Source organism: Vibrio sp. FF266, assembly GCF_041439695.1.
Lineage (GTDB): Bacteria > Pseudomonadota > Gammaproteobacteria > Enterobacterales > Vibrionaceae > Vibrio > Vibrio tasmaniensis_A.
Genome location: NZ_JBGOOO010000009.1, coordinates 32,924 through 46,245 on the forward strand (window position 1 = coordinate 32,924; position 13,322 = coordinate 46,245).

The window sequence follows — 13,322 nt, forward strand, 5'->3', positions numbered from 1 at the left end:
CAGTTGGTACTGGGGCTATGATTTTTACAAAAAGTTCAGTCTTTCTCTGAGTCGTTATGCGTACTTACGCACTTCGCCTTCACCGTCGATGTTCGACACACAACGACCACAAACTTTCTCGTGACCTTCAATTGTGCCTACATCTGGAGTGTGGTGCCAGCAACGGTCACACTTCTCAGCTTCAGTTGCTGCAACTTCAACGTACAGACCTTCAACGTCTGTCGCTTGAGCTGTATCAGACTTATCGCTAAGTGGTTTAACAACCGCAGCAGAAGTAATAAGTACGAAACGTAGCTCATCTTCTAGCTTGTTGATTTTAGCAGCCAGTGCGTCGTCAGCGTATAGAGTCACTTCAGCCTGCAATGCACCACCGATCGTTTTCTCTTTACGAGCATCTTCAAGAAGCTTGTTCACTGCGCCACGAACTGACTGGATTTCAGTCCAGAATTCGTTGCTTAGCTCTTCGTCGTCAGCAAGACCAAATAGGCCTTCGAACCACTCGCCTGTGAATACAAACGTGTCGCGTTCGCCAGGCATCTCGTTCCAGATTTCATCTGCAGTGAACGACATGATAGGCGCCATCCAACGAACTAGAGCTTCTACGATGTAGTAAAGTGCCGTTTGACAGCTACGTTGAGCATGGCTGCCCTGTTTCGCTGTGTACTGACGGTCTTTAATTACGTCTAGGTAGAAAGAACCCATTTCGATAGAACAGAACTGCATTAGACGTTGAGTCACACCGTGAGTGTTGTACTCACCGTATGCTTTAACAATCTCTTCTTGTGCCGCTTGAGCACGGCCAACAGCCCAGCGATCAAGTGCGACCATTTCTTCAGCAGGCACTAGGTCAGTTTCAGGGTTGAAACCGTTCAAGTTCGCTAGGAAGAAACGAGCCGTGTTACGAATACGACGGTATGCATCAGCAGAACGCTTAAGGATCTCGTCAGAAACCGCAACTTCGTTAGTGTAATCCGTAGAAGCAACCCATAGACGTAGAATATCTGCGCCTAGCTTGTTGGTTACATCTTTAGGAGCAACAACGTTACCGATAGATTTAGACATCTTACGGCCGTTACCATCAACCACGAAACCGTGCGTTAGCACTTGCTTGTATGGTGCTTCGTCTTTCATCGCGATAGATGAAATCAAAGATGACTGGAACCAGCCACGGTGTTGGTCAGAACCTTCAAGGTACAGATCAGCACTGTGCGTTCTTTCTTCATTCGGGAAGTTGTACTCTTCACGAGAATCCACAACAGAGAAGTGCGTTACACCTGAGTCGAACCATACGTCTAACGTATCAAGTACTTTCTCGTACTTGTCAGCGTCTTCAGCACCCATCAGTTCAGCAGCATCGACATCCCACCAAGCTTGAATGCCTTTTTCTTCCACAAGCTTCGCTACTTTTTCAATAAGAGCTGGGCTATCTGGGTGAAGTTCTGATGTTTCTTTATGAACGAACAGAGCAATTGGCACACCCCAAGTACGTTGACGAGAGATACACCACTCAGGGCGACCTTCGATCATACCTTCGATACGGCTTTGACCCCATTCTGGCATCCATTCAACACTCTTCGTTGACTCTAGTGCTTTTGCACGTAGGCCAGCTTGATCCATAGAGATGAACCACTGCGGTGTTGCACGGAAGATGATTGGAGTTTTATGTCTCCAACAGTGTGGGTAGCTGTGCTCGTAAGCGTGGTGATGCAGTAGTGCACCTTTCTCTTTTAGAACTTCTAAAACAGAATCGTTCGCTTTGAATACATGCTGACCAGCAAATAGCTCAGTATCTGGCAGGTAAACGCCGTTTGAGCCTACTGGGTTAGCGATTTCTAGGTCGTACTTCTTACCAACCACGAAATCCTCTTGACCATGACCAGGCGCAGTGTGAACCACACCAGTACCTGAATCCGTTGTAACGTGGTCGCCAAGAACAGCAGGAACAGTAAAATCGTAGAACGGGTGGTTGAACTGAGAAAGCTCAAGATCAGCACCAGTCGCAAAACCAAGGTTATGGAAGTGCTCGATACCTGTACGATCCATTACGTCTTTTGCTAGTTCAGAAGCAACAACGATACGTTGAGCTGGCTGTTCGCCATTCGCTTCAACTTGGATAAGTACGTATTCAAGATCATCACGTAAACATACTGCGCGGTTAGCAGGCAGAGTCCACGGTGTTGTCGTCCAGATAACGATAGAGATTTCGCCCTGACCCGCGTGACCTTCCGCTAGAGTAAATTTCTCTAGAAGCGCCGCTTCGTCAGCTGCTGTAAATTTCACATCGATAGATGGAGAAACTTTATCTTTATATTCAACTTCAGCTTCAGCCAAAGCAGAACCACAGTCAGTACACCAGTGAACGGGTTTGAAACCTTTAAGAAGGTGACCTTTGTCTGCGATTTTGCCTAGAGAACGAATGATGTTCGCTTCAGTGCCGAAATCCATAGTGCGGTAAGGTTTATCCCACTCGCCCATGATACCAAGACGTTTGAAGCTCTCTTTCTGACCTTCAACTTGGCCCGCAGCGTACTTACGACACTCTTCGCGGAATTCAGCAGCCGAAATCTTCTGACCAGGCTTACCTTTCTTCTTCTCAACCATTAACTCGATTGGAAGACCGTGACAGTCCCAACCTGGGATGTACGGTGCATCAAAACCAGAAAGGGTCTTAGATTTGATAATAATGTCTTTAAGAATCTTATTCAGCGCGTGGCCAATGTGAATGTCGCCGTTCGCGTATGGAGGGCCATCATGCAGCACGAAAGATTTTTTACCTTTCTTTGCCTTACGGATTTCGCCGTAAAGATCTTCTTTGTACCAACGCTTCAGCATTTCTGGTTCACGATTTGCCAGATTGCCGCGCATTGGGAACCCTGTTTCTGGTAAGTTCAGGGTATCTTTATAATCACTCATCGATTCTTAATTCCGTTATATTGGGCGAAGTTAGACATTATGTTAATCGGTGGAATCATCCGACTAATTCTTTAGCTGAAGCAGCCACACCCTTGCGGCTTCAGCATCCAATTCTATTTGATTCTTTAGTGCGTCGAACGATTCAAATTTTATCTCGTCGCGCAGTTTGTGCAAAAGTCGTACTTCTAACTGTTTACCATATAAATTGGCTTTAAAGTCAAAAAAATGTACTTCTAATTGCTGCCTTACACCATTAACTGTTGGTCGTTGTCCAATATTAGCAACACCACCAACAGGAACACCGTCGATATCTAATGCTTCAACAACATACACTCCCGACACAGGAGAAACACAACGTTTTAATGGAATATTAGCGGTAGGGAAACCGATAGTTCTCCCTAGTTTACGACCATGAGAAACACGACCACTGATACTGTAGTCACGCCCAAGCATGGTAGCACTAGAAGCCAAGTCATTGGCCGCTAACGCATTTCGTATCTCAGTGCTGCTTACTCGTAATTGGTTTAAGCAATAGCTTTGGGTGCTCACCACCTCAAAACCATATTTTTCGCCCGCTTCTTTAAGCATAGCGAAATTACCTGTTCGGCCTTTGCCAAAGCAAAAGTCGTCACCAACCACCAAGAATTTCACACCAAGCTTATCAACCAAAAGATCCTTAATGAACGCTTCCGCAGACAAGCTTGCAAAATACTGATTGAAATTCACACACAATAAACGACTAATCTCTAGCTTGCTCAATTGCACGTACTTATCTCGTAAGCGAGTTAAACGCGCTGGCGCTCGACCTTTAGCAAACAACTCCATAGGTTGCGGTTCAAACGTCATGACAACAGAAGGGAGTCCCAGAGCTGTAGCTTGTTTAGAAACCTGACTCAGAACCTCTTGATGCCCTAAATGAACACCATCGAAGTTACCTATGGTTAATACACAGCCATGATGCTGTGCTTTAATATTGTGTATACCTCGGATCAGTTCCATTGTGATCAGCTAAAACCTGTTATTTGCATCATTTATTGTGTGAAACCGACGGATTATATACTAATCAGTATTAATCTGTCGCTGCTTTTAAATGTTTTACTCGGATACCTAAAACCAGTACCGACACAATATAAGCAAAGCCACCAAGTGCGATCAACCCTGTTAGCGTCAACGCTCTTTGGTTGAAGCTCCAATCAAGCCACAGCTGCATATTGTCTAGTTGCCATAAAATCACGCCAACCATCACAGTTCCAGATACTAATAATTTAAGGCTAAACAACAATGTAGTCTTGGTTAAACGATAAACACCCGCTATATGCAGACCACGATAAAGTAGAGTCATGTTCACGAACGCAGATAACGCCGTTGCGATTGCCAAACCAACATAACCATAGAAATAAGCGAAAATCGCGTTGAACACCATGTTAGTGACCATCGCAATGATGCCGTACTTCACAGGAGTTTTAGTATCTTGACGTGAGTAATAGCCCGGAGCCAACACTTTAATCAACATGAAGTTAAGCAAGCCTGAAGCGTATGCCACCAAAGACATGGAAGCCTGCTGTACATCGTGTGGTGAAAACTCGCCACGCATGAAGAGCACCATCAGCATCGGCTTTGCTAAAACAATAAGACCTAACATTGCAGGAATGCCTAGCAATAAAACCATGCGCACGCCCCAGTCCATTGTATGAGCAAACCCTTCCCCTTGAGCGTCTACGTGTTTACGCGACAAAGCAGGAAGAATAACCGTCGCAATAGCAATACCAAACAAACCGAGTGGGAATTCCAATAATCGATCCGAATAATATAGCCAACTGATAGAGCCGGTTGCTAGAAAGCTGGCAATGAAGGTATCGAACAACAAGTTGATTTGGCTCACTGACACACCAAACAAGGCAGGGATCATTAGCGTCCGGATCTTAACTACACCGGGATCTCTCCACCCCCACTTCGGCTTAACCAACACACCCGCTTTAATCAAGAAAGGCATTTGGAAAAGGAACTGGACTAAACCACCAAGAAACACACCGATGGCCAAGCCAATTTCGGGTTGTTCTAAATTAGGAGAGATAAACCATGCTGAACCTATGATCATTACGTTCAGGAACACAGGGGTAAATGACGAAACCGCAAATTTGCCCATGGTATTGAGGATTGCACCAGATAAAGCAACAAAGGTGATAAACCATAAATAAGGAAAGGTAATCTTGAGCATAAAGCTCGCCAGCTCAAATTTTGGTGCTGCTGGGCCATCATTTAACCAATCGATAAACCAACCTGCGCCAAACATCGCAGTGATGACACCCGAGCCCAACACCCCGATAACGGTGACGATAGAAACTAGTACCCCGAGCGTGCCCGATACTTTGGCAATTAAATCTCGAGTCTTATCTTTATCACCAGCAGCGTGATATTCTGTTAATACAGGAACAAACGCTTGAGAAAAGGCACCTTCTGCGAAAAGTCGACGTAAGAAATTAGGGATTTTATTAGCGAAGAAAAATACGTCGGCACTCGCTCCTGCTCCCATCAAATTTGCTACTACTACATCACGTACTAGCCCCAATACGCGCGAAACAAAAGTCATTGCACTGACAATCAGGCCTGACTTTAATAGTCGTTTACTCACACAAACCTCTGACACTGGTTGATTACTTTCAAGCGAGGATAAATACTATCCTGTCCTAAGAAGCATATTTATTAGCATTGGTCTAAAAATGCTGTTAGAATCCCCGCCATCTTAACCGCGATGACCTTTCCATACCAAAGTTTGTTTGGCTACGATTGGTTTTTGCACAAATCATTTGACAATTAAGCGCCTATGAGGGATAGTCCTCGCCCTTAAATTGTCACCGAACTAAGTTTTTGGGAGTTAGACCTTGGCAAACAGTAAATCTGCTAAGAAGCGCGCTATCCAAGCTGAGAAACGTCGCCAGCACAATGCTAGCCGTCGTTCTATGATGCGCACTTACATGAAAAAAACTATTGCAGCTATTGAAGCTGGCAATAAAGAAGCTGCAACTGCTGCTCTTGTAGAAGTTACACCTCTTCTAGACCGCATGGCGACTAAAGGCCTTATTCATAAGAATAAAGCTGCACGTCATAAGTCTCGTTTCGCTGCTGCAATCAAAGCTCTTTAATAGAAATTTGATTACAACGCAAAACGAAAAAAACCGGCCTCGGCCGGTTTTTTTATATCTAAATTTTGAGTAACACAGAGATTTTTCTTGCTGAGCGTTACTTGGTTTACTTAAAGATATGCGGTTTACTGATAGGCACTAACGTTCGACATGAAATACTGACACTTCCTTGTGTCGACCCTACCCCTGGTAAGAAATCACTTCCCCCACCAGCAATAAACTACTTGCAGTACATACCATGCAGCAGGTTAATCATCGCTTTTACTTCTTCACTGCTCAATGTGTAATACACTGTTTGAGCTTCTTTGCGAGTTTCGACCAAACCATCTCTTCTCAACCAAGCAAGATGTTGAGATAAAGCAGATTGACTCAATTCCAACTTGCCACACAACTCCCCAACCGACAGCTCAGTACCATGCAATAGGCACAGAATCTGTAAGCGACGCTCATTGGCCATGGCTTTGAGTAGAATCACAGCTTGTGCTGAATTCTTCTCCATTTCTTTTAAGTTCATAGTTTGGCTCCATACAACCTTTACGCCAAGTCCGGGTTATCAGTATTTCCGGCAGATTATGAAGTCATGATAATCGATATCAATTCATTAACAAACAAGCTCACTCGAACAATTTGCTAAAATCTGCGTCACATACATTTTTTACTGCTGGATGTTGGATCATCCTCTCAGCAAATATGACGTAGTACTCCTCTTTTAACTCCTCGATTCCCCCCAACAATTGCAATGACGTATCTTCCTCAACCTCTGACATATATAGCGTAGGCGCTAAGAAAATAGCGTCGTGGTGGTAACGAGCGAAAGCCTTCATCAATGCCGCGTCATCAAACTCACCCAAAATATCAGGCTTAAGTCCTTGTCTATCAAACCATTGCAGTACTTTACGCCCCATCGAAGTTCGACTTCCTGGGATTAACAGTTTCTTTTGTTCTAATACAGCAGGAAAGTTAACACCTTCCACATTACCTGAACTGAAAAAGCTCATACCACTCTCACCCAACTTTTTACTAAACAAGCCTGGGCTTTGGCTAGAATCCACCGGGCAGTCTGACAAAATCATATCGAGCTTATGCTGAGAAAGTTGTTCAAGTAGCATTTCATGAGTCGATTCAAAGCAGCGTAAATGAATGCTGTTATCGGGTGGGATTGTCGACATCAATATCTTGCTGACTAATCTTTTGGACAGTGCATCCGCGACGCCAACATCAAACAGAATATTGGAGTGCTGGCTGTAATTCACGATATCCAGCATCTCGTAACTCAGGCCAAACATACGATCAGCATACTTAAAGACTAACTGCCCAAGCTCTGTCGGCTCAACACTGCGACCATTACGCTTGGTTAACTTACCATCCATACGCTCTTCTAAGGCTTTTATCTGACCTGTTACCGTTTGTGGTGTTAGGAATAGGGCTTCTGCAGCTTTAGTAACAGAGCCTTGCTTGCAAACCATCCAGAAGTAATAAAGGTGGTTATAGTTGAGATGCGACATAAATGTGCCGTAAAAAAGAGAAGATAACCTGTTATATCAAATATGACACCTCCACTCAACAAGCTCGGAAAAACTATACATAACTATCAATTACTACTTATTTTTACGAAGTGTCTGATTTCATAATGTAATATTTCAACGATTATTTTCAATTTTTCTCTAACTTTTAAGATCTACATCACCTATCAAAAACACGAACAAAAAACTTTAAAAACAACAAGTTAAACCACCACCATTTCAAGACCAAATATTTAAAGAGCAAATCATCACAAAAAAGTCTCACCTAAACCAAAATGTAATATTACTGAAATATTTGTTCTCTAACATCACGCTCAGATTAAACAAACAGACCAAACACAGACTAAAACGGTCCAATGGAGAAAACATTATGAACCAAGCTACTACTGCAGCAGCGCCTATCTCGAGCACAACTCGTTGGCTACGCTGGGCTAACTTGGCATTCATGCTTTACCTACTATTACTTTCAGTTTCAATGGTTGGTACAGGCTTCAAATGGGCAACAGGCGAGCAAGCAAAAGTTCTTTTCGAATTTGCTTCACACCCAGTTGCAGGCTTAATGATTGGTTTAGTAGCAACAGCACTTATTCAATCATCAAGTACAGTTACTTCAATTATCGTTGGCCTTGTGGCAGGTGGTTTACCTGTTGAGCTAGCAATCCCTATGATCATGGGTGCGAACATTGGTACTACGGTAACCAATACGCTAGTTAGCCTTGGTCATGTTCGTTGTAAAGATGAGTTCAAACGTGCATTCGCAAGTGCGACGATTCACGACTTCTTTAACCTATTAGCCGTTGCTATCTTCCTACCACTAGAGATGGCGTTTGGTATTCTAGAGAAAATTTCTCACTGGTTAGTATCACCGATGCTAGCAACAGGTGATATGAGCATGGGTGGTCTTAACTTCATCAAGCCAATCACTAAGCCTGTTGTAAGTGCGATTAAAGAACCACTATCAACGTTTGGCGACACTGTTGGTGGGGTTATGCTTATCGTTCTAGGTATCGCGACTATCTTCGTAGCTATCACGGTAATGGGTAAGCTAATGAAGAGCCTAATGGTTGGCCGTGCTCGTGAGATTCTAAAGAATGCAATTGGTCGAGGCCCTATCCACGGTATCGCTTCTGGCTCTATCGTTACTATCCTTGTTCAGTCTTCTTCAACGACAACAAGTTTGATGGTTCCACTAGTTGGTTCAGGTGTTCTTAAAGTACGTGACGTTTACCCATTCACTTTAGGTGCAAACATCGGTACGTGTATTACCGCGCTATTAGCAGCGACAGCAGTATCTGGTGAGTTTGCAGTATTCGCACTACAGATTGCTCTAGTACACTTGGTGTTCAACATCATGGCTACGGTATTCATCTTTGGTATTCCGTTCCTACGTGAACTGCCAGTGAAAGCCGCTGATATCATTTCAGACATGGCAGTGAAAAACAAAGCTGTAGTGGCAGGTTATCTTGTTGCGGTATTCCTTGTACTGCCTGGTAGCGTGTTAGCACTGACAGCTTAATAGCAAAACAAACATCGCTTATAGCAAAGCCCGCAACCTCCTAGGTTGCGGGCTTTTTCTTTTCTGAAAGGCAGATGTGGGAAACAAAAAGAAGATTGGAGTAGCGAATAACAAGTTGAAAGCAGATACGGAATGCGAGTGAACGAGTAACGAAAAGCCCGTTTTACTCGCATCTATATATCCCCGTCATTCCCTACAGCGAGGAACGAGCGTGATAGGGAATGACGGGGGTTTTTGATCTTAGTATCCCGAATCTCTTCTACTTGTATCTAACTCCCCTTATCTCGCATCTAAAGAAACGCTTACTTACCTTGCTCATTACGCAGATACATAATGGCAACCATGCCAAAGCCGATAAGTTGCCATAGATACTGCCCATCGCTTGCGCCAGTGATGGTTTGAGTGAAAGCCATACAAGCAGTTACAAACAGAGAAGCGAATGCCGCATAGAGTAACCACGGGCGTTCTTTACCAGCCATGAATTCACCTGCTAGTACTGAACGAAGAACCAATAAAAATGGTAAACATTGCAAAGCAATCAGAATAGGAAACATAAAATCGAACGTAGGGCTCAGTAAAACATGACCAACTTGGCTCTTATCCCAAGTGCCGACAATATAGCCTTTCCAGCCAGCCCAAGTGTCACCTGCATAAGCGGTATCGGGCGTAATGAAGCCAAGTAGCACGCCCATCACTTTATCGATAAAGCCATTTTTGAACCAAAAGACGAATAAGAAGATCTGAATTGGAATGATCTGAAAAGCAAACTTCTTCAACATGTGTATACCCCAAATAATAAATGATTTGGTGACCAGTATGTGGAAGTCGATGTTTTTATGCTTGATGCAAGGCAATCGAGCCTAACTCCAAACAATAATCAAACATGTTGAGAAGCCTGTTAGCACAAGGAAACCTTGCGGAAGAGCCGTTACTATTAGCGGTAACTCAACGTCTTCACTTCAAAGAGAATTATGTGGTTTAGGAAAGGTTTGTTTTTTATAAAGATTCAATAAGATCAAACAGTTGGCCATTATACTCTTTTTTCACTTCGGTATAGCGCTGATAGTTGTATTGCGAACCTTCTGGGTTATCCGACAGCTTGTCAGCCACACTAAGTAGATAAAAACTGATAGGGCTCGGTGTACTTTCGGCCGCATAAAAAAGGTAAGGGAAAGCTTGATTGGCATGTTGGTTGATTAACAGTGCAAGACCCAAGGTAAGGTTGGCAATATCACAACGTGGGTTCATCTCAAAGGCTTGCTTTGCCAGTTGCAGTGCATGTTCGCGATCTTCTTGCTCATGACTTTGCAAATAAGCCAAAGATTCCGAATACGACAATAAGGCATTGACCAAATAATTGTCTCTTCCTTGCTGTTGAATCGTATCCAACTGAAGTGCGATCTCTGCAAATGGCTGTCCACCTTTGCCTTGGTAGAAAAGCGATATTCCCTCTGAAATAACCTTCCAATCGTCGTAGTTATCAATAGAAGTCACTCGATGACTGACGACACCGTATTCTGAACTCATTGGGGCAATAATGGCTTTAATCTCAAGAATCACATCCCCAATGGCATCAAAGAAGTTATCTTGGCTAAAGCTCTTTTCCACTTTCTGGCTTTGATTGGGCTGGCGGTTGTTTTGTATCAGCACGCTCAGTATATAATTACTGCCCTTTTGCTTGAGCCAACCTTTGAGTTCGACACCATTATTGGCAAGTGATTGCTTGCCCTGTTTCGAGAGCTGAGAGAAGTGGTAACCCGATAAATTTCTCGCTGAGTTCAGCCCGTAGAATAGGTAGTTGTACACGCTTTCCGACATCTCATAATCGTCCGCAGAATCGAGTGTTATGTCATGGATATAAACGGGAATCACATCACTTTGAGGCGCAGAAATAACAGCTGTGTCATTGGTTGAGACATCAATTTGCCACGCCCAAGTTGCTATTAAGCCAATAGAGAATACTGCGGTTGTAATCAGGGCGATGGTTTTATTTTTAGGCTTAGAAACAACTTTGATTTCAGGTGGGGGAATTTCTACTACGGGAGTAGTCTCAACGCTAGGCTGAATTATCTCAATATCGAACAGATAACCTTGCTTAGGAATGGTCTGAATGATGCGATACGGACGTACTTTATCCTGAAGCTGACTGCGCAGTAAACTGATGACCTGTCTGACCAAGTTGTCAGACACTTGAGTTCTTTGCCACACATCAGCAGCTATCTGCTGCGTACTAACCACTTGCCCGCGCTTGTCGATGAAATAGCTGAGCAGCCTTGCTTGTAGTGGCTCTAAATGAATCTCTTCACTATCAATCACCAACTGGTTTTTATCAGGGTAGAAAGAAATAGGAAAGTCGTGTTGCAATACAAAGCAATGCGAGCGAGTCATAGTAGTTCTGTGGTTAGAAAAGACCACTCAAGATTATTGGTTTTACGAATAGTAAGCAAGCCAAGCATCAGAAATAAAAAAGGCTGCGCAGAGGCAGCCTTTCGATCAATCAGTCAGTCAAACAAAGCAGATTAGATTAAACCGAGAATGGGTACTTAATCGCTTCGTGGCATTCGTAGCCTTCAACCCAGAAGTCATCCATCGTCACCCACGTTTCCAAATCTTCTAAAGACTTAATCTCAGGATTGATATGGAATGTTGGCCCCGCTAAAGGCTCACGCTTCAACTGGATATCACGCATAGGTGCGAGTTGATCTTCGTAGATATGTGCGTTAACAAGCTTGTGATAAGCCACGCCCGCTTTCTTGCCTGTGATTTGCGCCATGATAGCGAGGAACACATACACTTGAACCATGTTGAAGTTCAGGCCTAGTGGTACATCGCAAGAGCGCTGAGTGCTGTTTAGGTACAGAGTATCACCAAGTAGAGAGAAGTGATGGCTGTACATACACGGACGCAAACAACCCATGTGGAACTCACCTGGGTTATAGAAGTTTAAGATCTCGCCGCGGTCATCAATGCCGTTTTTTAGATCATCAACAATCTTCTTCAGTTGGTCGATATGACCGCCGTCAGGTTTTGCCCATGCACGTCCTTGAACGCCATAAACACGACCCATGTCGTCTTCACCCTTGCGGTAAGGATTATTTAGCCATGCTTCATTCAGGTTAGAATTCGCATCCCAAGTTTTAGTCCCTAGCTTACGAAAATCTTCAGCATTATCGTAACCACGGATATAGCCAAGCAATTCAGCAACTGCCGCTTTCCAAAAACTTTTACGTGTTGTTACCAGTGGGAATTGGTTATTACCAACATCATATTCAAGGTCAGCATTGATCACAGTTAGGCAGCGCTTGCCTGTGCGTTCATTTTCAATCCAAGTACCGTCATCAACGATACGCTGACAGAGATCTAAATACTGTTTCACACCAATTCCTTACTTCGTTTGTTGTGGTAATTCATCTTTGTAGTGACCACGCTTGTATGCCCAAACCATCATCAGCACACCGATGATAACCATTGGCAGTGACAAAATTTGTCCCATAGAGATAAATCCACCGAACAAACCTAGCTGAGCATCAGGTTCACGTACGTATTCAACTAGGAAGCGGAATGTACCATATCCTGCTAGGAATAACCCTGATACAGAACCAAGAGGGCGAGGCTTTTTGATGAACCAGTTCAAGATGAAGAACAGTACAATACCTTCAAGCGCCATTTCATAAAGCTGAGATGGGTGACGAGGAAGTGGACCACCGTTAGGGAATACAATCCCCCATGGCACATCAGTCACACGACCCCATAGCTCACTGTTCATGAAGTTGCCCATGCGGCCCATACCTAAACCAAATGGAACCAATGGTGCAATCATGTCAGCGACACCAAAAAAGGTTCGACCGTTCTTTTTGGCATACCAAAGCATCGCGGTGATCACACCAAGTAAACCACCGTGGAAAGACATACCGCCAGTCCATACCTTAAATAGGTAGAGTGGATCATCAATGAAAAGGCCAAAGTTGTAGAAAAGTACGTAGCCAATACGACCACCAAGCACCACACCTAGAAAGCCAGCAAACAGTAGGTCTGATACTTGCTCTCGAGTCCAACCACTACCGGGTTGATCAGCTCGGCGATTTGCTAACCAAAGAGCAAACATAAAACCGACAAGGTACATTAGGCCGTACCAACGAACTGAGATTGGTCCTAGTTCAATAAGAACAGGATCGATATTTGGGAATTCGATAAAACCCTGAGACATACTTGGCTCTCTATCTAAAT

At 43.8% G+C, this 13,322-nt stretch carries 11 protein-coding genes; 2 read left to right on the forward strand and 9 right to left on the reverse strand.

The genetic code is table 11. The features are described from left to right. Window positions 1–54: 54 nt before the first annotated feature. The 3 genes from ileS to murJ form a co-directional block, all read right to left on the reverse strand. A complete protein-coding gene (gene ileS, locus ACED59_RS09380; protein ID WP_017098348.1) occupies window positions 55–2,913 on the reverse strand; it encodes an isoleucine--tRNA ligase in 2,859 nt (952 codons plus the stop codon). Between the two features lie 63 nt (window positions 2,914–2,976). Beyond that, a complete protein-coding gene (gene ribF / locus ACED59_RS09385; protein ID WP_012603275.1) occupies window positions 2,977–3,912 on the reverse strand; it encodes a bifunctional riboflavin kinase/FAD synthetase in 936 nt (311 codons plus the stop codon). A 70-nt stretch (window positions 3,913–3,982) separates the two neighbouring features. Next, window positions 3,983–5,545, reverse strand: coding sequence for a murein biosynthesis integral membrane protein MurJ (gene murJ, locus ACED59_RS09390; RefSeq protein ID WP_009848488.1), 1,563 nt, complete (start codon window positions 5,543–5,545; stop codon window positions 3,983–3,985). Window positions 5,546–5,795: 250 nt separating this feature from the next. On the opposite strand from murJ, the gene rpsT reads away from it, so the two are divergent. Then, the gene (rpsT, locus tag ACED59_RS09395; RefSeq protein WP_012603273.1) at window positions 5,796–6,056 is read left to right on the forward strand and encodes a 30S ribosomal protein S20; all 261 of its coding nucleotides are present in this window, start codon (window positions 5,796–5,798) and stop codon (window positions 6,054–6,056) included. Between the two features lie 220 nt (window positions 6,057–6,276). Here rpsT and ACED59_RS09400 read toward each other — a convergent pair whose 3' ends face one another. Both ACED59_RS09400 and nhaR read right to left on the reverse strand, forming a co-directional pair. Continuing rightward, window positions 6,277–6,570 (reverse strand): metalloregulator ArsR/SmtB family transcription factor, encoded by a 294-nt coding sequence (locus ACED59_RS09400; protein WP_009848443.1) that lies wholly within the window; start codon window positions 6,568–6,570, stop codon window positions 6,277–6,279. Window positions 6,571–6,670: 100 nt separating this feature from the next. Continuing rightward, window positions 6,671–7,561: a transcriptional activator NhaR gene (nhaR, locus tag ACED59_RS09405; protein WP_009848442.1), complete on the reverse strand. Its 891-nt coding sequence runs from the start codon at window positions 7,559–7,561 to the stop codon at window positions 6,671–6,673. Window positions 7,562–7,949: 388 nt separating this feature from the next. On the opposite strand from nhaR, the gene ACED59_RS09410 reads away from it, so the two are divergent. Then, the gene (locus ACED59_RS09410; RefSeq protein ID WP_017102996.1) at window positions 7,950–9,095 is read left to right on the forward strand and encodes a Na/Pi symporter; all 1,146 of its coding nucleotides are present in this window, start codon (window positions 7,950–7,952) and stop codon (window positions 9,093–9,095) included. A gap of 302 nt (window positions 9,096–9,397) precedes the next feature. Here ACED59_RS09410 and ACED59_RS09415 read toward each other — a convergent pair whose 3' ends face one another. The 4 genes from ACED59_RS09415 to lgt all read right to left on the reverse strand — a co-directional run bounded on the left by ACED59_RS09415 (window position 9,398) and on the right by lgt (window position 13,302). Further along, window positions 9,398–9,874, reverse strand: coding sequence for a hypothetical protein (locus tag ACED59_RS09415; RefSeq protein ID WP_017098347.1), 477 nt, complete (start codon window positions 9,872–9,874; stop codon window positions 9,398–9,400). Window positions 9,875–10,091: 217 nt separating this feature from the next. Then, on the reverse strand, window positions 10,092–11,483 hold the full coding sequence (locus tag ACED59_RS09420; protein WP_017098345.1) for a winged helix-turn-helix domain-containing protein: 1,392 nt from the start codon (window positions 11,481–11,483) through the stop codon (window positions 10,092–10,094). Window positions 11,484–11,619: 136 nt separating this feature from the next. Next, window positions 11,620–12,471 (reverse strand): thymidylate synthase, encoded by an 852-nt coding sequence (locus ACED59_RS09425; protein ID WP_017098344.1) that lies wholly within the window; start codon window positions 12,469–12,471, stop codon window positions 11,620–11,622. A gap of 9 nt (window positions 12,472–12,480) precedes the next feature. Then, window positions 12,481–13,302, reverse strand: coding sequence for a prolipoprotein diacylglyceryl transferase (lgt, locus tag ACED59_RS09430; protein ID WP_017098343.1), 822 nt, complete (start codon window positions 13,300–13,302; stop codon window positions 12,481–12,483). Window positions 13,303–13,322: the final 20 nt, after the last annotated feature.